This is a genomic window from Candidatus Caccoplasma merdavium, from assembly GCA_018715595.1.
Lineage (GTDB): Bacteria > Bacteroidota > Bacteroidia > Bacteroidales > UBA11471 > Caccoplasma > Caccoplasma merdavium.
The window spans coordinates 52,812-77,990 of record DVLI01000003.1 but is presented as its reverse complement, the minus strand read 5'-3'; the positions used below and the strand labels follow the sequence as shown (position 1 = coordinate 77,990).

Annotated in this window: 21 protein-coding genes and 4 tRNA genes; 21 read left to right on the top strand and 4 right to left on the bottom strand. The window is 51.3% G+C overall.

Annotated elements, in window-relative coordinates:
• The 3 genes from IAD09_00885 to queC form a co-directional block, all read left to right on the top strand.
• Positions 1–152: hypothetical protein (locus IAD09_00885; GenBank protein HIT80789.1), on the top strand; the 152-nt coding region annotated here is incomplete at its 5' end.
• A gap of 133 nt (positions 153–285) precedes the next feature.
• Positions 286–2,595 carry a TonB-dependent receptor gene (locus tag IAD09_00880; GenBank protein ID HIT80788.1) on the top strand — a complete coding sequence of 770 codons (2,310 nt, stop codon included), beginning with the start codon at positions 286–288 and terminating at the stop codon, positions 2,593–2,595.
• 334 nt (positions 2,596–2,929) lie between these two features.
• Entirely contained in the window at positions 2,930–3,592 is a 663-nt protein-coding gene (gene queC, locus IAD09_00875; protein HIT80787.1) for a 7-cyano-7-deazaguanine synthase QueC, read from the top strand.
• Positions 3,593–3,616: 24 nt separating this feature from the next.
• On the opposite strand, the gene IAD09_00870 is transcribed toward queC, so the two are convergent.
• The gene (locus tag IAD09_00870) at positions 3,617–4,645 is read right to left on the bottom strand and encodes an acyltransferase (protein HIT80786.1); all 1,029 of its coding nucleotides are present in this window, start codon (positions 4,643–4,645) and stop codon (positions 3,617–3,619) included.
• 425 nt (positions 4,646–5,070) lie between these two features.
• Between IAD09_00870 and IAD09_00865 the strand changes: the two genes are divergently transcribed.
• Positions 5,071–6,081 (top strand): glycosyltransferase, encoded by a 1,011-nt coding sequence (locus tag IAD09_00865; protein ID HIT80785.1) that lies wholly within the window; start codon positions 5,071–5,073, stop codon positions 6,079–6,081.
• Between the two features lie 109 nt (positions 6,082–6,190).
• Here the strand turns inward: IAD09_00865 and IAD09_00860 are convergent, their stop codons facing one another.
• Positions 6,191–7,129 carry an SDR family oxidoreductase gene (locus IAD09_00860; GenBank protein HIT80784.1) on the bottom strand — a complete coding sequence of 313 codons (939 nt, stop codon included), beginning with the start codon at positions 7,127–7,129 and terminating at the stop codon, positions 6,191–6,193.
• Positions 7,130–7,286: 157 nt separating this feature from the next.
• Between IAD09_00860 and radC the strand changes: the two genes are divergently transcribed.
• The gene (gene radC / locus IAD09_00855; protein HIT80783.1) at positions 7,287–7,985 is read left to right on the top strand and encodes a DNA repair protein RadC; all 699 of its coding nucleotides are present in this window, start codon (positions 7,287–7,289) and stop codon (positions 7,983–7,985) included.
• A 111-nt stretch (positions 7,986–8,096) separates the two neighbouring features.
• On the opposite strand, the gene IAD09_00850 is transcribed toward radC, so the two are convergent.
• Together IAD09_00850 and IAD09_00845 are read right to left on the bottom strand one after the other, a co-directional pair.
• Positions 8,097–8,615: a gamma carbonic anhydrase family protein gene (locus tag IAD09_00850; GenBank protein ID HIT80782.1), complete on the bottom strand. Its 519-nt coding sequence runs from the start codon at positions 8,613–8,615 to the stop codon at positions 8,097–8,099.
• Between the two features lie 19 nt (positions 8,616–8,634).
• Positions 8,635–10,419, bottom strand: a complete 1,785-nt coding sequence (locus IAD09_00845) for an aminopeptidase P family protein (GenBank protein ID HIT80781.1) — start codon at positions 10,417–10,419, stop codon at positions 8,635–8,637.
• Between the two features lie 253 nt (positions 10,420–10,672).
• On the opposite strand from IAD09_00845, the gene IAD09_00840 reads away from it, so the two are divergent.
• From IAD09_00840 to rpoC, 16 genes are all read left to right on the top strand, one after another.
• Positions 10,673–10,864, top strand: coding sequence for a 30S ribosomal protein S21 (locus IAD09_00840; GenBank protein HIT80780.1), 192 nt, complete (start codon positions 10,673–10,675; stop codon positions 10,862–10,864).
• Between the two features lie 118 nt (positions 10,865–10,982).
• A complete protein-coding gene (locus tag IAD09_00835; GenBank protein HIT80779.1) occupies positions 10,983–11,891 on the top strand; it encodes a tyrosine-type recombinase/integrase in 909 nt (302 codons plus the stop codon).
• Entirely contained in the window at positions 11,881–12,183 is a 303-nt protein-coding gene (raiA, locus tag IAD09_00830) for a ribosome-associated translation inhibitor RaiA (GenBank protein ID HIT80778.1), read from the top strand. Before IAD09_00835 ends, raiA begins: the two co-directional genes overlap by 11 nt.
• 175 nt (positions 12,184–12,358) lie before the next feature.
• Positions 12,359–12,441 (top strand) — tRNA-Tyr (locus tag IAD09_00825).
• A gap of 6 nt (positions 12,442–12,447) precedes the next feature.
• A tRNA-Gly gene (locus IAD09_00820) sits at positions 12,448–12,520 on the top strand.
• 13 nt (positions 12,521–12,533) lie between these two features.
• Positions 12,534–12,608: transfer RNA gene (locus tag IAD09_00815), tRNA-Thr, on the top strand.
• Positions 12,609–12,659: 51 nt separating this feature from the next.
• The gene (gene tuf / locus IAD09_00810; GenBank protein HIT80777.1) at positions 12,660–13,847 is read left to right on the top strand and encodes an elongation factor Tu; all 1,188 of its coding nucleotides are present in this window, start codon (positions 12,660–12,662) and stop codon (positions 13,845–13,847) included.
• A 73-nt stretch (positions 13,848–13,920) separates the two neighbouring features.
• Positions 13,921–13,993 (top strand) — tRNA-Trp (locus IAD09_00805).
• A gap of 15 nt (positions 13,994–14,008) precedes the next feature.
• Entirely contained in the window at positions 14,009–14,203 is a 195-nt protein-coding gene (gene secE, locus IAD09_00800) for a preprotein translocase subunit SecE (GenBank protein ID HIT80776.1), read from the top strand.
• Positions 14,204–14,218: 15 nt separating this feature from the next.
• Entirely contained in the window at positions 14,219–14,758 is a 540-nt protein-coding gene (nusG, locus tag IAD09_00795) for a transcription termination/antitermination factor NusG (GenBank protein HIT80775.1), read from the top strand.
• Between the two features lie 60 nt (positions 14,759–14,818).
• Positions 14,819–15,262, top strand: coding sequence for a 50S ribosomal protein L11 (gene rplK, locus IAD09_00790; GenBank protein HIT80774.1), 444 nt, complete (start codon positions 14,819–14,821; stop codon positions 15,260–15,262).
• Between the two features lie 15 nt (positions 15,263–15,277).
• The gene (locus IAD09_00785) at positions 15,278–15,976 is read left to right on the top strand and encodes a 50S ribosomal protein L1 (GenBank protein ID HIT80773.1); all 699 of its coding nucleotides are present in this window, start codon (positions 15,278–15,280) and stop codon (positions 15,974–15,976) included.
• A 14-nt stretch (positions 15,977–15,990) separates the two neighbouring features.
• Positions 15,991–16,503 (top strand): 50S ribosomal protein L10, encoded by a 513-nt coding sequence (locus tag IAD09_00780; GenBank protein HIT80772.1) that lies wholly within the window; start codon positions 15,991–15,993, stop codon positions 16,501–16,503.
• A 48-nt stretch (positions 16,504–16,551) separates the two neighbouring features.
• Complete coding sequence (rplL, locus tag IAD09_00775) at positions 16,552–16,926, top strand: 50S ribosomal protein L7/L12 (GenBank protein HIT80771.1); 375 nt, start codon at positions 16,552–16,554, stop codon at positions 16,924–16,926.
• Positions 16,927–17,029: 103 nt separating this feature from the next.
• Entirely contained in the window at positions 17,030–20,842 is a 3,813-nt protein-coding gene (gene rpoB, locus IAD09_00770; GenBank protein HIT80770.1) for a DNA-directed RNA polymerase subunit beta, read from the top strand.
• A 68-nt stretch (positions 20,843–20,910) separates the two neighbouring features.
• Positions 20,911–25,176 carry a DNA-directed RNA polymerase subunit beta' gene (rpoC, locus tag IAD09_00765; GenBank protein ID HIT80769.1) on the top strand — a complete coding sequence of 1,422 codons (4,266 nt, stop codon included), beginning with the start codon at positions 20,911–20,913 and terminating at the stop codon, positions 25,174–25,176.
• The last annotated feature ends 3 nt before the right edge of the window (positions 25,177–25,179 follow it).

Sequence of the window (25,179 nt, the reverse complement as noted above, 5' to 3'; positions counted from 1 at the left end):
ACTACCGTCGCACGCTCTATTGGAATCCGGCGTTGGAGACCGACTCTCTCGGTCGCGCCTATGTCGACTTCTACAACAACAGCCATGCAACGCGCCCGCGCATCGAGGCCGAGACCCTCACCCCCGACGGCCTGCCGGGAGTTTATGAGTGAAAATATGGTTTTATATAAACTTGTGTTAATAATATTGGATAAAATATAAATGTAATTATATATTTATTATATTACGAGCGTAAAGCCGGGAGATAACAATGAGATTCTGTGGAATATATAATTGAATAAATTTATGAAACTGTTTTTAGTATCTCTGTGTTTGCTTGTTTCTCTATCGGTTGTGTCGCAGACAATCGAGGTGGAAGGTCACGTACGGGACAGTGAGAGGCAAGATCTGATAGGGGCGACGATAAGATGTTTTACGGTCGATACGCTTCTTGTAGAGAGTACGGTTACCGATAGTAAAGGCGATTTTAAGTTGAAGATTTCAGGAGTGAAGCAGCCGTTTCATTTGAAAATAGGTTATCTTGGTTATAAAGAGATGACACTCATACTGAATCCTACCGATGAAAATTTGGTGCGAGTAGGAGATGTTACGTTAAGTCGGAATTCCGTTCTTGTGCAGGAAATTACCGTAGTAGGTAGTCAGACAGTACGAACTGAGGAAAAAACAATGATATATCCTACCCGAGAACAGTTGCGTCATGCCTATGATAGAAACAGCTTGTTGAGAGCAATGACTATACCCGGAGTAAGTATTGGTATATATGACCAAACACCTACGTATATGGGACGAGAAATAATGTTCTGTATTGATGGCCGGGAAGCAACCGAAGATGAAGTGAACAATTTGAATCCGAGAGACATCAAACGGATTGATTTCTATACAAATGGTAGTACCGATTATCCAGATGCCGATGTTGTGCTTGATTATGTTTTGAAGGAGCGTGATTATGCAGGTACGGTTGCCGTCAACGGACGCCACAATCTCAATAAGCCGACGGGTAGTGGACGTGGAGTTACTCAATATTTTCAGGGAAAGTCGGAATTTGCCCTTTCTGTGGCCGACAATTATGATTGTTACAGTAACTCCAACAGTGCAAACTTTATGAATACGGTTTATGGTTTTCCCGATGCAACAGTTATAAATACAGCTCAGGAACAACCCTCGGAAAAAAACAGTAATAATTTACGTACATATTTCAATTATATATACAAAGATAAAAAACAGAGTATTTATACAGCCTTGCGACTGAATCATACCAAGAATACAAATGATATATGGAGTAGACAGACATTCAGTAATACCACAGAGGCTTGTACCATGCAAGAAAACCGCTTCTCGGCCAATCTGTCGCCTGCATTGTCGTTATGGTACGAACGAGCGTTAAAAAACGATCAACGATTACGCATGGATTGGTATGGTAGTTTCGGGAATAACGACTTCACGCGCTGGTATGCCTATCGCACCGATGATGTAATAACATCGGCCTATGACAATTCGACCGAGGAATATAGTTGGTATGGGCGGTTTAAAATCAATTATACCAAAACATTCAAAAATCGATCTACATTCAATGTGGAAGCCAATCAGGACTTTACCCGTACCGATGACCGCAATACGCGTGAAGGCGCAGTGTCCGATGTATATTTGAATCGTGCTAATACCCAATTATATCTGACATACAATTATAAGATAAAAAATCGTCTGAATTTGCGTTTACGATTGGCAGAACGATTATCATTCAGTCAAACGGGAGTGGATACCTATTTTGAACATATGTTTGTACCTTCTTTTCAAATGACCTATATGTATAAAGAACATACGTTGCAGATGGTTGCTGAGACGTCGGGAGCGTCTCCCGGCATTTCCAATCTCACAGCAACGGAATATAGACGTAATATTTATGAGGTTTCTGTGGGAAATCCCGAATTGAAGGACTGGCGGAAATATCAAATCGGCGCTATTTATTCATGGGGTGTAGACCGATTCTTCTTGGGTGCAGGTTTTGTATTCGGTGGAGATTATCGTTCGCCATACACCAATATCGAATATGATGCCGGCAGAGGTCTGTTTGTACGGCAGCAGCGAAGCAGTGGCAACTCACTCTCTCAGAATTATGAATTGCAGTTGCAATATAGTATTATACCGCAAAAGTTGACAATTGAGGTGTATGGAAATTATAAGCACGAAAAGTTAGCCTATTGGAAAACGATATATGGCGATTCATACGACGTGTCGATCGATTGTTATTTTTTTCATAAAGGTTGGTCGCTTTCGGCCGGCTATTCTCCGAAACATTCATATATGGAGAAATCGGGCGTAAAAATCGAGGCGTCAGGAGGCTTTGACTTTAATGTCGGGTATGCCATCAAAGGGTGGAACATTCAATTCAGGGCATTGAGCCCTTTTATGAAAACAACTTTCAAAAGTTGGTATGAGAGAGATGCCTACTCGCAAGTCAATGAAGCACGTTACTTCCGTACTTATGACAATATGTTCGAGCTGACAGTCAATTATCGGTTTACATACGGTAAGAAAAAGCATAAGTTTCACAATGTGGAAATAAAAGATATAAACCAGTCGACAATCTTGGAATAGTATAAAATTGTGGCGGTATAGAAATTTGCGCCGGGTACGTTCGGCGACGGCGGAGCGGCACGGCAGGCGGTGGAGTGAAGTGTCTCTTTTTGCCGTCGGGTTTTGAAATGTTTCCCGGAAAAGGCTATCTTTGTCCCCGAAAAAAATGTTGCGGTCGGGCCGATGACCATTTTTTCGTGGCCTGTCGCATAGGTATAATGAATGAGGTCGTCCTCTTCCGTGTGCTTGAACACCACGTAAAAAACAAGAATTTACCTGCTTTCCCGCCTTTTCCTCTCCCCGGCGGGGACGTTCACCTGCGAAAGACTCGGCTTCTCTTTAATGGTATAAGAATATGAAACAGAATGAGAGTGCCTTGGTGTGCCTTTCGGGTGGACAGGATTCCACCACATGTCTTTATTGGGCTTTGAAAAACTTCGACCATGTCGAGGCGGTGTGCTTCTCTTACGGACAGAAACATGCCCTCGAAGTGGAGGTGGCCCGTCGCATCGCCGAGAAAGCCGGCGTGGAATTTTCGCTGCTCGACCTGTCGCTGCTGGGCCAGATGACGCACAACGCCCTTACCGACGCATCGGTGGTGATGGACAAGGAGAAACCGGCCGACGCCCTGCCCAATACCTTTGTGCCCGGACGCAATATGTTGTTTCTCACCCTGGCGGCCATAAAGGCTTATGAAAAGGGAATCCGAAATCTGGTGACGGGCGTTTCGCAGACCGATTTCAGCGGCTACCCCGATTGCCGCGATACCTTTATCCGCTCGCTCAACGTGTCGCTCAACCTGGCCATGGAGAGTCAGTTTGTGATACACACGCCGCTCATGTGGCTCGACAAGGAGCAGGAGTGGGAGTTGGCCGACGAGTTGGGCGTGTTTGATATTGTCCGCAACGAGACCCTTACCTGCTACAATGGCGTGATGGCCGACGGCTGCGGCGAATGTCCCGCCTGCAAGTTGCGCCGTGCCGGCCTCGAACGTTATCTGCTGCGTCGCGGTAGATAACTATCGGGTAGGCGGTTGAGACCGTTACCCTTCGCGATGAAAACGGGCGGTCGGTATGCACTCCTGTTGTGCGGTGAAGCGCGGGAAGAAACGGCGAAGTCCTTCGATGACGCCGACCTCGGTAACCATTGTCAAGACAAATACGAGCATGTAGGCCGGGTTGCCCTCGGGCAGCCAGTGCGCCACCACTTGCTGGTAGGTGTGGAAGATGGGCCAGTGCGTCCCGAATACGATAATCGAATAGCGCCCGAAATAGGAGATGAAAGGCAGGTGGCGCATGGCTTTGCACAAGAAGACGATGACGAGCGTCCCGCCGATGCCGCAGAAATAGAACCCCAGGAAATATTGGGGCAACAAAAGTTCGTGCAGGCGTATGGGTGCGGCCAGCAGCCATACCGCCACCCCCAGCGGTAAAGTCGAAGCATAGAGATATTTGTCGCGCGGGGAGTAGGGAAGGAAGTTCCCCCGTTTGAGCCAGGTGCCGATGTGGAAAAACGGAAGGGCCACGAGAGCCGTCCCGATATAATAGGGGAGGACAATGCCCGCTTTGGCCAGCAGCCAGCCCCCGATGGCCAGCAACCACACGGCAATGTCGAGCCGCCACGATTTGCAGAGGAGGTGCAGGCCGTAGTAGAGGAGGTTCACCTCGAAGAGGGCGGTGAGAAACCACAACGGTGAGTTGTGATAGGTGGAGCCGGTGCGCAGAATCTCCCAAAAGGGCCACCAGGAAAGACGTTCATAAGCAGTTGTATCGCCATCGGTCAACCGGCCGATACCCCATGAAGCAGCGTCGTACAAGTAAGTAAAAGCGTAGAAAAAGAGAAGTGGAATAATGAGATTGTTGATTTTTTTTACACCGAACTCTTGTATGCCGCTGTATTTTTTGAAGAAGATGCCCGACAGGAAAAAGTAGAGAGGCATGCGGAAGGAGTCGAAAAACACACCCCACGAATAGCGCGTGAGGTCGGGGTGTATATGGGCAAAAACCACCAACAAGATGCAGAATCCTTTGGCCAGGTCGATGTATTCGATGCGCTCCTTTTTTATCGGCATGCTCTTTTCTATACTTTTCCGGGGGCAAAGATAGCGAAAGGCGAGAGCGGAAACAAACGAGGAAACGAAGTTTTCGAGTTTGGTTATGCCGAGCCGCCTCCTGTATTCTGTAAAGATAGCGAAAGGCGAGTGCAGCGGCAAGGAGCGAGGACGAAATTTTCGGGAGTTGCCGGTGCCGGGCAAAGACCGGCCGTTGCCGGTGACGGGATTCGCAAGGGCAAAAAAGGGGCAGGTGCATGACTCCTGCCCCAAACGGGAATTTCATAAAACGCAGGTCGCGACGGGGCATGGATTTCCCGTTAGGACGGGGAGTGACATTCCTGTGCGCCGGGCAGGCATGATGAAAGCCGTGAAAGAAAATGAGTGATATTAAATTTTGTCAGACCGCGAACAATGCCCTATCTTTGTGGAACAATTTAGACATTATGGCTGCAACCAAACCTTTTTTTTCGATTATCATTCCCGTCTACAACCGCCCCGACGAGGTGCGGGAACTGCTCGAAAGTCTCGATGCGCAGACCTGCAAGGATTTTGAACTTTTGCTGGTCGAAGACGGTTCGACCCGGCGTTGTGATGAGGTGGCGCGCGAGTATGCCGACCGCATGACCATACGCTATTTCTACAAGGAAAATTCGGGGCGCAGCCTCACCCGCAACTATGGCATGGAGCGGGCCGAAGGCCGTTATCTGGTCTTTTTCGACTCCGACTGCATTATCCCCCCCGCCTATTTTGAGACCGTGCGCCGTCGGCTCGACGAGCACCCTGTCGATTGTTACGGAGGTCCTGATGCGGCCCACAGCTCTTTCTCTCGCTTGCAGAAGGCGATAAACTATGCCATGACGTCGTTTTTCACGACCGGGGGCATTCGTGGCGGGAAAGGCTCGATGGAGAAGTTTACGCCGCGCACGTTCAATATGGGATTTTCCAAGGAGGTGTACGACCGGGTGGGCGGCTTTGCCGATATGTTCGGCGAAGACATCGACCTGTCGTTGCGCATACGCGATGCCGGTTTCACGACGGCTCTTTTCCGCGACGCCTATGTCTATCACAAGCGGCGGGTGAGTTTCCGCTCGTTCTACCGTCAGGTCTATGTCTTCGGTATGGCGCGGGTCGATTTGTATCGGTTGCACCCCGAGTCGTTGAAGGTGGTGCATCTCTTGCCGGCTTGCTTTGTGTTGGGTACGGCGGCGTTGATTGTCGGAGCCTTCTTCTGGCCGTGGGTCCTGTTGCCGCTGGCGTTCTATTACGGGTTGTTGTTTCTCGAATCACTTGTCAAGAACCGGAGCCTGCCCATTGCCCTGCTTTCGCTTCTTACCTGCACCATACAGCTCGGGGGGTATGGCCTTGGTTTCCTGAAAGCCTTTATCACCAAAGTCGTTTTGAAAAAGAAGGTCGACCGCGAAGCCGAGTTGGCCAAGCATTACAAGAAAAAATAATCACTCTGCCCGTTTCGGTAACGGAATGTTCCCCTTCGTCATAACAGTTGCGCCGCACTTCCTCTCTTGGAAGCGCGGCGCAATGCTTTGTTGCCGGTGACCTGTGCCGTTACAAGATGCGGCGGAAGTAGTCGATGGTCTCGCGCAGGCCGTCTTCGAGGGCGATGTGCGGTTGCCAGTCGAGCTTCTCCTTGGCCAGCGAAATGTCGGGTTTGCGTTGGGTCGGGTCGTCGGAGGGAAGTGGCATGAAGACGATTTTCGATTTCGAACCGGTCAGTTGCAGAATCTTCTCGGCCAGTTCGAGCATGGTAAATTCTCCGGGATTACCCAGGTTGACGGGCCCCGTGAAGTCGTCGCCCGTGCGTTCCATCATGCGCACCATGCCCTCGATGAGGTCGGTGACATACTGGAACGAGCGGGTCTGTTGCCCGGTGCCGTAGATGGTGATGTCTTTTCCTTGCAAAGCCTGCACGATGAAATTTGACACCACGCGGCCGTCCTGCGGGTGCATGTTGGGACCGTAGGTGTTGAAGATGCGAATGATTTTCACCTTCACCCCTTCGCGGCGGTGATAGTCCATGAAAAGGGTCTCGGCGCAGCGTTTGCCCTCGTCATAGCAGGAGCGCAAGCCTATGGGGTTGACGTTGCCCCAGTAGCTCTCGACCTGCGGGTGTACCTGCGGGTCGCCGTAGACTTCGCTGGTCGAGGCTTGCAGGACGGTTGCCCCGGTGCGCTTGGCGATGCCCAGCACGTTGATGGAACCCATGATGGAGGCTTTGATGGTCTGTATCGGGTCGTATTGGTAGTGAATGGGCGAAGCCGGGCAGGCAAGGTTGTATATTTCGTCGATTTCGACAAAGTAGGGCATGGTGATGTCGTGTCGTACGACTTCAAAATGCGGATTCTTCATCAGCGGAATGATATTGTCCTTGTTGCCGGTAAAGAAGTTGTCGAGGCAGATGACCTCGTGCCCCTCATTGAGCAGCCGTTCGCAAAGGTGCGAGCCGATAAATCCGGCTCCGCCGGTAACCAGAATGCGTTTTCTCATGTTTTCAAGTTTTTGTTACGGGCAAATATCGTTATAAAAAACGGAAAAACCGCCGTGTCGGCTCTGTTTCTGCAAGGTGACCGGCCGATTTTTGTCCCGAAATATTTTATGCCCGAAGAAAAAATGGCTATCTTTCCCGAAAATCTTTCCGGCCATCATGGAGAAAAAAGAGAAGTTGGTCATTACCGAGTGGGCGATGGAAGACCGCCCTCGCGAAAAACTCATGCTCAAAGGCACGCGGGCGCTCTCTTCGGCCGAGTTGATTGCCATACTCATCGGCTCGGGCAACAAGCGGGAGACGGCCGTGGAGCTTTCGCAACGTATCTTGAATTCTGTGGGCGGCAGCCTCAATTCGCTGAGCAAACTTTCGGTCGATGAGCTCACACGGGCGTTCGACGGCATCGGCGAGGCCAAGGCTGTCAGCATCATTGCCGCCCTCGAACTGGGTCGGCGGCGCAAAAGCGAAGAGGTGGCCCAACGGCGGCGCATTACCACCAGTCGCGAGGCTTATGAGTGGATTTACCCACAGTTGGCCGACCTGCCCCAAGAGGAGTTCTGGGTGGTGTTGCTCAGTCCCGCCAATCGCATCATCGACACCGTGCGGGTGAGCCAGGGCGGGACGACGGCGACGCTGGTCGATATGCGGTTGCTCTTCAAACCGGCGCTTTTGCAGCAAGCCTCCTCGCTCATGCTTTTCCATAATCACCCTTCGGGAAATTGCTTCCCCAGTCGGGCCGATGACCAGTTGACGCAGAAAATCAAGTCGGCGGCCGAGTTGTTCGACATTCGCGTGCTCGACCATCTCATCGTGACCGACACCACCTATTTTTCCTATGCCGATGAGGGCCGGTTGTGATGCCGTCCCCGACTCGGCGGCAGGAAATGTCCTCCTGTGAAATGACAAGGGCGGGAAACGATGTAGTGCCGTTTTCCGCCCTTTGATGCGTATTCTCGAAAGAGTCCGGACCTATTCTTCTTCGTACCAGCGTGAGTACATCAGATAGTTGTGGGCGATTTTCTGGTTGAGCTCTTTCGACTGTTCGGGGTCGACCTTCTTGATGAACTTGGCCGGGGTGCCGCCCCACAGCTCACCGGGGCCGATGACGGTCTTGCTCAGCACCACGGCGCCCGCGGCGACAATGGCGCCTTCGCCCACGACGGCATGGTCGAGCACGACCGCGCCCATGCCAACGAGGGCGCCGTCGCATATCTTGGCGCCGTGTATGGTGACGTTATGGCCTATCGACACGTCGTTGCCGATTTCGATGACCGATTTCTCATAGAGGGTGTGCAGGACCGAGCCGTCCTGTATGTTCACCCGGTTGCCGATGGTGATGGTGTTTACGTCGCCGCGCAGCACCGTGTTGTACCAGATGCTGCATTCATCGCCCATGGTTACGTCGCCCACGACCACGGCGGTCTCGGCCAGGAAACAATCTTTTCCTATCTTGGGGGTGAATCCCCGCACTTTTCTTATCAATGCCATGATTTTTTCTCCTTTTTTATTATAGCGGTGCGGTGGCGTTTTTCAGCCAGGCTTTGTGGGTGTCGTCGAGCAGCGGGCTGACGCGTTCGTAGACCATCTTGTGGTATTGGTCGAGCCATTCGATTTCTTCGCAGGTGAGCAGTGAGCGGTCGATGGCCCGTTTGTCGATGGGGCAGAGGGTGAGTGTCTCGAAGCGATAGAATCGTCCGAATTCGCTTTCTCCGGCCTCGGTTACCAACGTGAGGTTTTCGGTGCGAATGCCGTATCGGCCGGCGAGGTAGACGCCGGGTTCGTTCGAGGTGACCATGCCCGGGGTGAGCGGCGTGTTGTTCTGTTCGAGGCGTATGTTTTGCGGCCCTTCGTGCACGTTGAGGAAATGTCCTACGCCATGGCCGGTGCCGTGCAGGTAGTTGCGGAATACGTTCCACAGGTTGCGGCGGGCCAGTATGTCGATTTGGTCGCCGCGGGTACCTTGCGGGAAGATGCAGGTGGCGATGGCGATGTGGCCTTTCAGTACGAGGGTGTAGTCGCGTATCTCATCGTCGGTGAGCGGCCCGAGGACGATGGTGCGGGTGATGTCGGTCGTGCCGTCGAGATATTGGGCGCCCGAGTCGACAAGGACGAAGCCCTCGGGTTTCAGGCAGCTGCTGCTCTCCGGCGTGGCGCGGTAGTGGACGATGGCCCCGTGCTCGCGGTATCCGGCGATGGTGGCGAAACTTTCGCCCTTGTAGAGGGGCTGGCGGCTGCGGAACTCCCGCAATTTCTCGTCGATGTCGAGCTCGGTAATGGGCTCTTTGCCGATGTGGGTGTCGAGCCAGTAGAGGAACTGCACCATGGCGGCGCCATCGCGGACCATGGCTTCCCGACGTCCTTTCATCTCGGTCTCGTTTTTGAGGCTTTTGAGCCAGGTGATGGGCGAGGCGCACCGTATCTGTTGCTGCGACGGGAGGAGGTGGGTCAGTTGATAGTTGGTTTTCCCGGGGTCGACCACCACCTTGTCGCCACTTGGAATCTCCTGCGCGAAGGCGTAGATGCTGTCGTAGGGATGCAGTTCTATGTCGTTTTCGCGGAGGTAAGCCGCCATTTCGTCAGAAATCTTCACCTTGTCCATGAACAAGATGCGCTGCGAGGCCGAGAAGTAGGCAAAGCCCACGGCTACGGGGTTGTAAGCCACATCGTTGCCTCGAATGTTGAGCAGCCACGCCAGTTCGTCGAGCGCGCACACGAGTATGGCGTTGCCTCCTTGTGCGATGATGGCTTGTTGCACGTCGGCCCATTTTTCGTCAAGGCTTTTGCCGCTGTATGTCGTCGGGTAGACGAAAGCTTCGCCCGAGGGCACGCCGGGGCGTCCCTGCCAAATCTCGTCGAAGGGGGCAAAGTCGGTCTTGAACCCGAGCCCTTTGCTCTTGAAATAAGCCTCCATGCGTTCGCCTTCGCCGTGAGAACAGGTCGTGCCGTCGATGGCGACGGTCGCTCCGGCCGGGAGCGTGGCTGCCAGCCAGGCTTGCAACGACGGTGTTTCGGGCAACCCCTCTTTGAACAGTTGCAGCCCCGATGCCTTCAACTCCTCGGCTGCTTGCAAGAAATAGCGCGAGTCGGTCCACACGCCGCCGTCGGTGGCCGTGATTACGGCGGTCCCGGCCGAGCCGGTGAAGCCCGAAATCCAAGCTCTTGATTTCCAGCGGTCGGCCGGATATTCGCTCTGGTGCGGGTCAGCACTCGGAATGATGAACGCATCGATTCCGGCCTGGCTCATGCGTTGCCGCAATGCCGCTATGCGGGAAGTATAATCGTTTGTTTTCATGATATGGAATATTGAGTTTCTGTTTTCTGCAAATATACAAAATAATATCGCCATATAACCCCTTTTTGCCATAAAGCGTGAATCTCTTGTGGGCGACTTCCTTTCCCCGGCCCGAGAGGAGGGCAATCCTTCGACCGAAAGCTGAAAATCTTTTTTGCAAAGAAAAATTCGGGAAAAGGTTTGTTTATCAGGAAACAATGTTTTAATTTTGCCCCCGCAATTTGTAGAAGGAAACATTAAAAGACAAAAAAATATGATAGTAGTACCTGTAAAAGAAGGCGAAAACATCGAAAAAGCACTCAAAAAATTCAAAAGAAAATTTGAGAAAACCGGCGTTATCAAAGAACTGAGAAACCGTCAGGCATTTGAAAAACCCTCTGTGACCAACCGTAAAAAAATGATGCGCGCCATCTACGTGCAGAAAATGCAGCAAGCCGAAGAATAAGTCTTGCAAACATCTTCGGGTGACGCGGGAAAAAAAACAAAAAACCGCGCCCGACAGTTGGAAAATTCAAAACTATTCACTATATTCGTAGCTCAACAATCAAGAAGAGTCTGCGATGATGTGGATAGGCGCATTTTTAAGATATGTTCGGTATGAGAAGAATTACTCTTCTCATACCGTTCTGTCTTATAAGCGGGATCTGTTGCAGTTTGAGGAATATCTGTCGCATCTCGAAGACGCAGTGGCTCCCGAGCGGGCCGAGCGCGATCATGTGCGCGGGTGGGCCGCCTCGCTTATCGAGACGGGCAACACGGCGCGTACGGTGGCGCGTAAGTTCTCGGCCTTGCGCACCTTCTATCACTATTTGCAGAAGGAGGGCGTTGTGACGGAGTCGCCCATGCGCGATATCGTGCTGCCCAAGATACATAAATCGCTCCCTTCGTTTGTGCGGCCGGCCGAAATGGACACTCTCCTCGACGAGAAGGTCGCCGACGATGATTTCGCCGCTTTGCGCGACAAGCTCATACTCTCTATATTATATATGACAGGCATACGGCGTGCCGAGCTCATCGGGTTGCTCGAACGCGACGTCGACACCCTTGCCATGCAGTTCAAGGTTACCGGCAAACGCAACAAGCAACGCATAATCCCCTTTGGGGAAGAACTCAAAACCTTGATTGAAACCTATCGGCATGCCCGTCGGGCGGCGGTGGGAATGGAGGCTCCCCAGTTCTTTGTCAAAGACGATGGCGCACCCTTGTATCCGCAGTATGTCTATCGGCTGGTGACCCGTCGTTTGGGGGAGGTGACGACCTTGACGCATCGCAGTCCCCATGTGTTGCGCCACAGTTTCGCGTCGGCCATGCTCAACGACGGCGCCGGACTCAACAGCGTGAAGGAACTGTTGGGGCATCAATCACTCGCATCGACGCAGGTTTATACCCATATAACATTTGAAGAGCTTAAACGTGATTATAAACAGGCTCACCCCAGAGCCATAAAAAAAGGAGGTCATTATGGAAGTTAGAATTCAGTCTATTCATTTCGATGCATCAGAACAGCTCGAAAATTTTATACAGAAAAAAGTCGAAAAGCTCAACCGCTACTGCGATGATATTTTGGCGGCCGAAGTGACGCTGAAAGTGCTCAAACCCGAAACGTCACAGAACAAAGAGGCGGGGATAAAACTCTTAGTGCCTCGCGCTGAGGATATTTTTTCATCGAAGGTAGCCGACACCTTTGAAGAAGCCGTCGATTTGTCGCTCGACGCACTGGTGCGTCAGCTTCAAAAAAACAAAGAAAAAACGCGCTCCAAATAAAAAAAAGGTCGAAATATTTTTGCGGATTAAAATTTATCTCTAAATTTGCACCCGTTTCTCACCGATAGCTCCTCCGGTAAAGAGGCGGGTGCAAAAGTTTTTTCCGCCGTGATTTTGGGAGCAAGCGCCAAGTCTCTTTTCTCTGTTGGAAGGCGCAGTGAGAATGAAAACATAAGGGCGAATACCAGAGTGGCCAAATGGGGCAGACTGTAAATCTGCTGTCTTACGACTTCGGTGGTTCGAATCCATCTTCGCCCACAAATTGCGGGAGTAGCTCAGTCGATAGAGCATCAGCCTTCCAAGCTGAGGGTCGCGGGTTTGAGTCCCGTTTCCCGCTCAATAAAGAAAATGCCAATGTAGCTCAGCGGTAGAGCACTTCCTTGGTAAGGAAGAGGTCACGGGTTCAAATCCCGTCATCGGCTCCAAGTGTAAAGCACAACAGAGAACGCTAATCATTAATCAAAAAAATAATTATTATGGCTAAAGAACAGTTTCAACGGACTAAGCCGCACGTAAACATTGGTACCATTGGCCACGTAGACCACGGTAAAACTACCTTGACCGCGGCCATCACCACTGTACTTGCAAAAAAAGGTCTTTCCGAAATGCGCTCTTTCGATTCTATCGATAACGCTCCTGAGGAAAAAGAAAGAGGTATTACGATCAATACTTCTCACGTAGAGTATGAAACCGCAAACCGTCACTATGCACATGTAGACTGCCCGGGTCACGCCTACTACGTTAAGAACATGGTTACCGGTGCTGCTCAGATGGACGGTGCCATCATCGTGGTAGCTGCTACCGATGGTCCCATGCCCCAAACCCGTGAGCACATTCTTTTGGCTCGCCAAGTAAACGTTCCCCGTATCGTTGTCTTCATGAACAAATGCGATATGGTTGACGATGAAGAAATGCTCGAACTCGTAGAAATGGAAATGAGAGAGCTCCTTTCTTCGTATGACTACGATGGCGATAATACTCCTATCATTCGCGGTTCTGCCCTCGGCGCCCTCAACGGTGAGCCCAAATGGGAAGAAAAAGTTATGGAGCTGATGGATGCCGTAGATACTTGGATTCCTCTGCCTCCGCGCGATATCGACAAACCTTTCTTGATGCCTGTTGAAGACGTATTCTCGATTACCGGTCGTGGTACTGTTGCTACCGGTCGTATCGAAACCGGTGTCATCAAAGTAGGTGATGAGGTTCAAATCATCGGTCTCGGTGCCGATGGCAAGAAATCGGTTGTTACCGGTGTGGAAATGTTCCGCAAACTCCTCGATCAAGGAGAAGCTGGTGATAACGTAGGTCTCCTCCTCCGTGGTATCGACAAGAACGAAATCAAACGTGGTATGGTAATCTGCCACCCGGGTCAGGTAACTCCTCACTCGAAATTCAAAGCTCAAGTGTATATCTTGAAGAAAGAAGAAGGTGGTCGTCACACTCCGTTCCACAACAAATACCGTCCCCAATTCTATATCCGTACCCTCGACGTGACCGGTGAGATTACTCTCCCCGAAGGAACCGAGATGGTAATGCCGGGCGACCATGTAACGATTACCGTTGAGCTCATCTACCCGGTAGCTTGCAGCGTAGGTCTTCGTTTCGCTATCCGCGAAGGCGGTCGCACCGTAGGTTCGGGACAAATCACCGAAATCCTCGACTAATCGATAACCATCGATAAAAACTAGGTAGGCCTCTTATTCTTTTAAAATAGGGACGAGAGGCTTACCAATGTTTACGGGTCTAGCTCAGTTGGTAGAGCACTGGTCTCCAAAACCAGGTGTCGGGAGTTCGAGTCTCTCGACCCGTGCAAACTCTGAAAACAATGAAAAAAATACTTGCAGATATAAAAGAGTCGTATAACGAACTCGTTTATAAAGTATCCTGGCCCACCCGGGCAGAGCTGAGCAACAGTGCTGTGGTAGTTATGTTTGCTTCCCTTATTATTGCCATAGTTATTTTTGTGATGGACCAGGGCTTTGAGCATCTCATGGAATTTATCTACGAAAAAATTTTCTAATTCGGAGGATTCCTCATGTCTGATCAAAAAAGAGGCTGGTACGTTTTGCGTGCCATCAGCGGAAAAGAAGCGAAAGTGAAAGAGTATCTTGATGCTGAAATCAAGAATACCGACCTTGGCGATTTTGTGTATCAGGTATTGATTCCCACCGAGAAAGTTTATTCGGTTCGCAACGGCAAGAAAATAACCAAAGAGAGAAATCTCTATCCCGGTTATGTCTTGGTCGAGGCGACTCTCGTAGGTGAAGTAGCCCACCGCTTGCGCAACACGACCAATGTCATCGGATTTTTGGGCGGGACAACCAATCCCGATCCATTGAGACAATCCGAGGTCAACCGCATGCTGGGTGCTGTCGATGCCATACAAGAGGCCGAAGAGGTAATGATTCCCTACATGGTAGGCGAAACGGTAAAAGTTACCTTCGGTCCCTTCAACGGTTTCAGCGGCATCATCGAAGAGGTGAACAATGAGAAAAAGAAACTCAAAGTCATGGTGAAAATATTCGGACGGAAAACTCCGTTGGAATTGGGATTCATGCAAGTAGAGAAAGAATGATTGCGGTGATGTTACGCACGCGATTGCTCTTTCTGGTTTAACAATCAAAAATATAAACAAATGGCTAAAGAAATTGCTGGACAAATCAAATTGCAGATCAAAGGTGGTGCAGCAAACCCCTCTCCTCCCGTAGGTCCCGCTCTCGGTTCCAAGGGTATCAACATCATGGAGTTTTGCAAGCAATTCAATGCCCGTACCCAAGACAAGGCAGGTAAGGTGTTGCCTGTAATCATAACGTATTACAGCGACAAGTCGTTCGATTTCGTCGTAAAGACTCCCCCCGTTGCCATTCAACTGTTGGAAGCTACCAAAGTAAAAAGCGGTTCGGCCGAGCCCAATCGTAAAAAAGTAGCTACCATCACTTGGGAGCAGGTAAAAACGATTGCGCAAGACAAGATGGTTGACCTGAACTGCTTTACCTTGGAGGCTGCCATGAAAATGGTTGCCGGTACAGCGAGAAGTATGGGTATAACCGTAAGTGGGGAATTCCCGACCAATAACTAATAAACTTCAATTGAAATGAGTAAACTGACAAAAAATCAAAAGTTGGCTTCCGAGAAAATTGAAGCAGGGAAAACCTATTCACTGAAAGAAGCTGCCCAGCTGGTAAAAGAAGTTACTTTTACCAAGTTCGACGCTTCGGTCGACATCGACGTCCGTTTGGGCGTTGATCCTCGCAAAGCCAATCAAATGGTGCGTGGCGTTGTGTCATTGCCTCACGGTACCGGAAAACAGGTGCGCGTACTTGCACTTTGTACCCCCGACCAAGAAGCTGATGCCAAAGCTGCCGGTGCCGATTATGTAGGTCTCGATGAGTATATCGAAAAAATCAAGGGCGGTTGGACCGACATCGACGTCATCATCACCCAACCCTCTGTGATGGGAAAAATCGGTGCCCTCGGTCGTGTGCTCGGTCCTCGCGGATTGATGCCTAACCCCAAGAGCGGAACCGTGACCAACGAAATCGGCAAAGCCGTTAAAGAGGTAAAACAAGGTAAAATCGACTTCAAGGTCGACAAAAATGGTATCGTTCACACCTCTATCGGTAAGGTATCTTTCAGCCCCGATCAGATTCGCGAGAACGCCAAAGAGTTCATCGCTACTCTGAATAAACTGAAACCTGCCACCGCCAAAGGTACTTATATGAAGAGCATATATCTTTCGAGTACGATGAGCCCCGGTATCAAGATCGACCCCAAATCTGTAGAAGAGATTTAAAAGGAGACCGAATTATGAGAAAGGAAGATAAAGCCACCGTAATCGAACAGATTACCGCCACTCTTAAAGAATACAGCCACATCTATCTGACTGAAACCACGACGCTCAACGCCGAGAAAACCTCCAACTTGCGTCGCGAATGTTTCAAGAACGATATCAAACTGCTGGTTGTAAAGAACACCCTGTTGAAAAAGGCATTGGAAAGCCTCGATGCCAACTATGCCGTGCTTTTCGACAGTTTGAAAGGTTCTACCACCCTGATGCTCTCCAATACGGGTAACGCCCCCGCCAAACTGATCAAAGCCTTCAAGAAAGACAATGATCAACTCGGATTCAAGGCTGCTTATGTGGAAGAAAGCTTCTATGGTGCCGACCAACTCGACGCTTTGGTAGCTATAAAGAGCAAAAACGAACTTATCGCCGACGTTATCGCATTGCTGCAATCGCCTGCCAAGAACGTTATTTCGGCTTTGCAGTCCGGCGGTTCTACCCTTCACGGAGTGTTGCAAACTCTATCAGAACGATAAACCCCTTTACAATTAACAGAAGTAAAATAACAATTAAACTATACGAAAATGGCAGATTTGAAAGCTTTTGCAGAACAATTAGTAAACCTGACCGTAAAAGAAGTAAACGAGTTGGCTCAAATCCTCAAAGAGGAATATGGCATTGAACCCGCTGCTGCAGCTGTTGCTGTTGCCGCTCCCGCCGCTGCTGGTGCAGCTGCTGCGGAAGAAAAAACCTCTTTCGATGTTGTATTGAAAGGTGCTGGTGCCAACAAACTCGCAGTTGTTAAAGCTGTGAAAGAACACACCGGTCTCGGTTTGAAAGAAGCCAAGGATCTCGTTGACGGTGCTCCTAACACCATCAAAGAAGGTTTGGCCAAAGCCGACGCTGAAGCGCTGAAAAAAGTACTCGAAGAAGTCGGCGCCGAAGTTGAACTTAAATAACAAATTCCTGTTATTCAGGACTTTTGGTAAAGAGACCTTTACAGGAGGCCTCTTTACCTTTTTGTGTCTATAATTTATAAGTTCAATTAACCACCACTGACAAATGTCTCAAAATATAGGTAAACCGCGGGTAAACTTTGCGTCGATAAAGAATCCTCTACCTTATCCCGATTTTCTCGAAGTGCAGTTGAAATCGTTCAAAGACTTTCTGCAACTGGACACCCCTCCCGAGAAACGAAAAAACGAAGGTCTTTATAAGGTTTTTGCAGAGAATTTCCCCATTGCTGACACCCGTAACAACTTCGTCCTCGAATTTCTCGACTATTATATCGATCCGCCCCGTTACACCATCGATGAGTGCCTCGAACGCGGACTCACATACAGTGTGCCCCTGAAAGCCAAACTCAAACTGTATTGTACCGACCCCGATCACGAAGAGTTCGCCACCGTTATCCAAGACGTCTACCTCGGCCCCATTCCTTATATGACCGAGAAGGGCACCTTTGTTATCAACGGTGCTGAGCGTGTCGTTGTGTCGCAGTTGCACCGTTCGCCCGGCGTGTTCTTCGGACAGAGCATTCATGCCAACGGAACGAAACTTTATTCGGCCCGAATCATTCCTTTCAAGGGTTCGTGGATAGAGTTTGCCACCGACATCAACAATGTGATGTATGCCTATATCGATCGCAAGAAAAAACTCCCTGTCACCACCCTGTTGCGTGCCATCGGGTTTGAAAGCGACAAAGACATTCTCGAAATCTTCGGATTGGCCGAAGAGATGAAAGTTACGAAAACCAACCTCAAAAAGGCCATCGGCCGTCGTCTCGCCGCCCGCGTGTTGAGAACTTGGGTCGAAGATTATGCCGACGAAGATACCGGCGAGGTGGTTTCGATCGAACGCAACGAGGTAGTCATCGAACGTGAAGTCGTGCTCGAAGAACAACACATCGACATGATTCTCGAAACCGGCGTACCTACCATTCTCCTGCATAAGGAAGAGAACAACCTCTCCGACTATGCCATCATCTACAACACGTTGCAGAAAGACCCGAGTAACTCCGAAAAAGAGGCTGTCATCTACATCTACCGCCAGTTGCGTAATGCCGAGCCGGCCGATGATGCCAGCGCCCGTGAGGTCATCACCAACCTGTTCTTCTCGGAAAAACGGTATGACCTCGGTGAAGTAGGACGTTACCGCATCAACAAAAAACTCGACCTCTCTATTTCTCCCGATATAAAGGTACTGACCAAGGAAGATATCATTGCCATCATCAAGTACCTCATTGAACTTATCAACTCGAAGACCGACGTCGACGATATCGACCACCTGAGCAACCGTCGCGTGCGCACGGTCGGAGAGCAACTCTACAACCAGTTCGGCGTGGGCTTGGCCCGTATGTCCCGCACCATTCGCGAGCGAATGAATGTGCGCGACAACGAGGTGTTTGCCCCCATCGACCTTATCAACGCCAAGACCATTTCGTCGGTTATCAATACCTTCTTCGGAACCAACGCCCTCTCGCAATTTATGGACCAGACCAACCCGCTGGCCGAGATGACGCACAAACGTCGTATGTCGGCTCTCGGTCCCGGCGGTCTTTCCCGCGAACGTGCCGGTTTCGAGGTGCGTGACGTACACTATACCCACTATGGTCGTCTCTGTCCTATCGAGACCCCTGAGGGCCCGAACATCGGTCTTATCTCTTCGCTTTGCGTCTATGCCAAAATCAACGACCTCGGATTTATCGAGACCCCTTATCGTAAGGTGGAGAACGGAAAAGTGGACCTTTCGGAAAACGGCATCGAATATTTCACGGCCGAAGTCGAAGAGGGTCATATCATTGCACAAGGTAATGCTCCGTTGAACGACGACGGCACCTTTATCCGTTCGCGGGTAAAAGCCCGTCTCAATGCCGACTTCCCCGTCGTTGCCCCCGAAGAGGTTTCTCTCATGGACGTTTCGCCCACGCAGATAGCCTCCATCGCCGCATCGCTTATTCCCTTCCTCGAACACGACGATGCCAACCGTGCGTTGATGGGTTCGAACATGATGCGTCAGGCCGTTCCCCTGTTGCGTACCGAAGCCCCTGTCGTGGGTACCGGTCTTGAAGGCCAGTTGATTCGCGACTCCCGCACGCAGATTACGGCCGAAGGTTCCGGCGTTGTGGAGTTTGTCGACGCCACAACCATTCGCATTCGCTACGACCGCACCGAAGACGAAGAATTTGTCAGCTTCGAGTCGGCCGTCAAAGAATATAAGATTCCCAAATTCCGCAAGACCAACCAAAGTACGACGGTCGATTTGCGTCCCATCTGCCGCAAGGGCGACCGCGTCGAAGCCGGCCAAATCCTCACCGAAGGTTACTCGACCGAAAATGGCGAGTTGGCTCTCGGCCGCAACCTCAAAGTGGCATTCATGCCTTGGAAAGGTTACAACTATGAGGACGCCATCGTGCTCAACGAACGTGTCGTGCGCGAAGATATTCTCACCTCGGTACACGTCGACGAGTATTCGCTCGAAGTGCGTGAGACCAAACGCGGAATGGAAGAGCTCACTTCTGACATTCCCAATGTGAGCGAAGATGCCACCAAAGACCTCGACGAACGCGGTATCATACGCGTCGGCGCTCATGTCGAGCCGGGCGACATCATGATTGGTAAGATTACGCCCAAAGGCGAATCCGACCCCTCGCCCGAGGAGAAACTCCTCCGTGCCATATTCGGCGACAAGGCCGGCGATGTGAAAGATGCCTCCCTCAAAGCCACCCCGTCGCTCAAAGGCGTGGTTATCGGCACGGCACTCTTCTCCAAAGCCATCAAGAAACGCAAAGGCAAGAGCCCTGAGTCGGCTATTCTCGCCAAACTCGACGAGGAATACAAGGAAAAGATGGACGCTCTCAAAGATATTCTTATCGACAAACTGATGACGCTTACCAATGGCAAGACGTCGCAGGGCGTGAAAGATTATCTGGGCATCGAAGTGATTCCCAAGGGCGCCAAATTCACCCAGAAGAGCCTGGCCGAAATCGATTATACCGCCATTCAGGTGAGCAAGTGGACGACCGATGCCGCCAAGAACGACCTCATTCGTGCCACGATCATGAACTACTTGAAGAAGTTCAAAGAATACGATGCCGAGTTGCGTCGTCAGAAATTCGATATTTCCATCGGCGACGAGCTGCCTTCGGGTATCGTGCAAATGGCCAAGGTTTACATCGCCAAGAAACGCAAAATCAGCGTGGGTGACAAGATGGCCGGTCGTCACGGAAACAAAGGTATCGTGTCGCGTGTCGTACGTCAGGAAGACATGCCGTTCCTCGAAGACGGAACGCCGGTTGATATCGTGCTGAACCCTCTGGGTGTGCCCTCGCGTATGAACTTGGGACAGATTTTCGAAACCGTTCTCGGTTGGGCCGGCGTGAAACTCGGCGAGAAATTTGCCACCCCCATCTTCGATGGCGCTTCGCTCGATGACCTCAACGCATGGACCGACAAGGCTGGCTTGCCCCGTTACGGAAAAACCTACCTCTACGACGGTCACACCGGAGAGCGTTTCGACCAGCCTGCCACGGTCGGCGTCATCTACATGTTGAAACTCGGCCACATGGTCGAAGACAAGATGCACGCCCGTTCCATCGGTCCGTACTCGCTCATCACCCAGCAGCCGCTCGGTGGTAAGGCCCAGTTCGGTGGACAGCGTTTCGGAGAGATGGAGGTTTGGGCCCTCGAAGCCTTCGGTGCCGCCTACATCTTGCAAGAAATCCTCACCATCAAGTCCGATGACGTGGTGGGTCGTTCCAAAGCCTACGAGGCTATTGTCAAAGGAGAGCCTATGCCTACTCCGGGTATCCCCGAATCACTCAACGTTTTGTTGCATGAGTTGCGAGGTCTCGGATTGAGCATCACCTTGGAGTAATACAAGGCCCTGCCGCCTGCGGGCGGCAGGCCGATATACTATCTGCTAACGCGTTATAACTTACATATATGGCTTTTAAAAAAGACAATAAAGTAAAGAGCAACTTTTCAAAAATCACGATAGGCCTGGCTTCTCCCGAGGAAATCCTCGAACAATCCAGCGGTGAAGTGCTGAAACCCGAAACCATCAACTATCGCACCTACAAGCCCGAGCGCGACGGTCTTTTCTGCGAGCGTATTTTCGGCCCGGTAAAAGACTATGAGTGCCATTGCGGAAAGTACAAACGTATCCGTTATAAAGGCATCGTGTGCGACCGTTGCGGTGTCGAGGTGACCGAGAAGAAAGTGCGTCGTGAGCGCATGGGTCACATACAGCTTGTCGTGCCGGTGGCACACATTTGGTATTTCCGTTCGTTGCCCAACAAAATCGGTTATCTCCTGGGGCTTCCCTCGAAGAAGCTCGATGCCGTTATCTATTACGAACGCTATATCGTGATACAACCCGGTGTGAAAGACGACTTGGCCACTTATGACCTCCTTTCGGAAGAAGAGTATCTCAATGTGCTCGACACGCTTCCCAAGGACAACCAGTTGCTCGAAGATACCGACCCCAACAAGTTCATCGCCAAGATGGGCGCCGAGGCTATCTATGATCTCCTGGTGCGTCTCGACCTCGATGAGCTTTCTTATAAATTGCGCGACACCGCCAACAAGGACGGTTCGCAACAACGCAAGAACGAGGCTCTCAAACGCCTGCAAGTCGTGGAGTCGTTCCGCGCTTCGCGCAATCGCAACCGTCCCGAGTGGATGATTCTCAAAGTCATTCCCGTGATACCTCCCGAGTTGCGTCCTCTCGTGCCCCTCGATGGCGGACGTTTTGCCACTTCGGACCTCAACGACCTCTACCGCCGTGTCATCATTCGCAACAACCGTCTCAAACGCTTGATGGAGATAAAGGCGCCCGAGGTGATTCTCCGCAACGAAAAACGTATGTTGCAGGAGGCTGTCGACTCCCTGCTCGACAACTCGCGCAAATCGAGTGCCGTGAAGACCGACGCCAACCGTCCCTTGAAATCCCTTTCCGACAGTTTGAAAGGAAAACAGGGTCGTTTCCGTCAGAACCTCCTCGGTAAACGTGTCGACTACTCCGCCCGTTCGGTTATCGTCGTCGGCCCCGAGCTCAAAATGTATGAATGCGGTCTGCCCAAGAACATGGCAGCCGAGCTCTATAAACCGTTCGTTATCCGCAAACTCATCGAGCGCGGTATCGTGAAAACGGTAAAGTCGGCGAAGAAAATCGTCGACCGCAAAGATCCCGTCGTATGGGATATCCTCGAGTATGTGATGAAAGGACACCCCGTACTCCTCAACCGTGCCCCGACCTTGCACCGTCTCGGTATCCAGGCATTCCAGCCCAAGATGATCGAGGGTAAGGCCATTCAGTTGCACCCGCTCGCATGTACGGCCTTCAACGCCGACTTCGATGGTGACCAGATGGCCGTGCACTTGCCACTCGGCAACGAGGCCATTCTCGAAGCCCAGATGTTGATGCTCGGAGCTCACAATATCCTCAACCCGGCCAACGGTGCGCCTATCACCGTGCCTTCGCAAGACATGGTTTTGGGTCTCTACTACATTACCAAGTTGCGTCCCGGTTCGAAAGGCGAAGGACTTATCTTCTACGGCCCCGAAGAAGCCGAAATCGCATACAACGAAGGCCGCGTTACCTTGCATGCTCCTGTGAAGGTGCGTGTGCAGGACCTCGACGAGAACGGCAATCAAATCGAAGTGTTGCGCGATACCTCGGTGGGTCGTATCCTCGTCAACGAGTTCGTGCCCAAAGAGGTGGGTTACATCAACGAGATTCTCACCAAGAAGTCGTTGCGTACCATCATCGGTAACGTCATCAAGGTGTGTGGCGTGATTCGTGCCGCCCAATTCCTCGACGACATCAAGAACCTCGGTTACAAGATGGCTTTCAAGGGCGGTCTGTCGTTCAACTTGGCCGATGTGATTATCCCGGCCGAGAAAGAGGCGCTCGTCAACGAAGGATATGCCAACGTGGAGCAGATCATGGCCAACTACAACATGGGCTTCATTACCTACAACGAACGTTACAACCAGATTATCGATACTTGGACGCACGTCAACTCGAAACTCTCCGACATTCTCATGAAACAGTTGTCGTCCGACAACCAGGGATTCAACTCCGTATTCATGATGCTCGACTCGGGAGCCCGTGGTTCGAAGGAGCAGATTCGTCAGCTCTCGGGTATGCGTGGTCTGATGGCCAAGCCTCAGAAATCAGGTGCCGAAGGCGGTCAGATTATCGAGAACCCTATTTTGGCAAACTTCAAGGAGGGACTTTCGGTGTTGGAATACTTCATCTCTACCCACGGTGCCCGTAAAGGTCTTGCCGATACGGCCTTGAAGACGGCCGACGCCGGATACCTCACCCGTCGTCTCGTCGATGTGGCCCACGATGTGATTATCCACGAAGAAGACTGCGGCACGTTGCGTGGTCTCGTATGCACCGAACTCAAAAACAACGAAGAGGTTGTCGCTTCGCTTTCGGAGCGTATCCTCGGCCGTGTTTCGGTGCACGATGTGCAACACCCCCTCACGGGCGAAATCCTCGTTCACTCGGGCGAAGAAATCACCGAAGAGATTGCCAAGAAAATCGAGGAGTCGCCTATCGAGCGCGTCGAAATCCGTTCGGTGCTCACCTGCGAGTCGAAACACGGTGTCTGCGCCAAATGTTATGGCCGCAACCTGGCTACCAACCGCATGGTTCAGAAAGGCGAAGCCGTGGGCGTCATTGCCGCCCAGTCCATTGGTGAACCCGGTACCCAGCTGACCCTGCGAACCTTCCACGTCGGTGGTATCGCATCGAACATCGCCGCTGTTTCCAATGTTACTTCACGTTATGACGGTATTCTCGAAATCGATGAACTTCGTACCGTAGAAAGTGAAGATGAAACAGGAAAGAAGGTGCAGATTGTTGTCGGCCGTCTGGCAGAGATGCGTATCATCGACCCCAACACCAAGATTGTTCTTACCAATACCAATATACCCTACGGTTCGAAGCTTTATTTCAATAGCGGCGATATGCTCAAAAAGGGCGATGTCGTCTGCGAATGGGACCCTTTCAATGCCGTTATCGTTTCCGAAGCTACCGGTAAGGTGCGTTTCGATAATGTAGTCGAAGGTGTTACCTATAAAGTGGAATCGGACGAGCAGACCGGTCTTCGTGAGAAAATCATCATAGAGTCGAAAGACCGTACCCGTGTGCCTGTTGCCCAAATTCTCGATGAGAGCGGTGAAGTGATTCGCAGCTACAACTTGCCTATGGGTGCCCACTTGATGATTGACGAAGGTCAGGACATCAAGAGTGGTCAGGTCTTTGTGAAGATTCCTCGTGCCGTGGGTAAAGCCGGCGATATTACCGGTGGTCTGCCTCGTGTTACCGAGCTCTTTGAAGCCCGTAACCCGTCGAATCCCGCAGTTGTTTCTGAAATCGACGGTGAAGTCACCTTCGGTAAGGTAAAACGCGGTAACCGTGAAATTACGGTTACTTCGAAGACCGGCGAAGTGAAGAAATATCTCGTGCCGCTGTCGAAGCAGATTCTTGTGCAGGAAAACGATTATGTGCGTGCCGGCACGCCGCTCTCCGACGGAGCCATCACTCCCTCGGATATCTTGGCCATCAAGGGCCCGACAGCCGTACAGGAATACATCGTCAACGAGGTACAAGACGTTTACCGCTTGCAAGGTGTGAAAATCAACGACAAGCACTTCGAGGTTATTGTGCGTCAGATGATGCGCAAGGTCACCATTCTCGACCCGGGTGATACCCGCTTCCTCGAACAGCAAATCGTCGACAAGCACGAATTCATGGACGAAAACGACCGCATCTGGGGCAAGAAAGTCGTCCTCGATGCCGGTGATTCGCAAGTCATGAAACCCGGACAAATCGTTACCGCCCGCAAGTTGCGCGACGAGAACTCGATGCTCAAACGTCGCGACCTCCGTCTCGTCGAAGTGCGTGATGCCGTGCCGGCTACATCGGAGCAGATACTGCAAGGTATCACCCGTGCCGCGTTGCAGACGTCGAGCTTCATGTCGGCTGCTTCATTCCAGGAGACGACCAAAGTCCTCAACGAGGCTGCCATCAACGGCAAGGTCGATACGCTCGAAGGCATGAAGGAGAATGTCATCTGCGGACACTTGATTCCCGCCGGTACCGGACAACGCGATTTCGACCGTCTCATCGTCGGCTCGAAAGAAGAGTTCGACCGCGCATTTGCCAACCGCAAGAATGTCACAGACATGTAATCG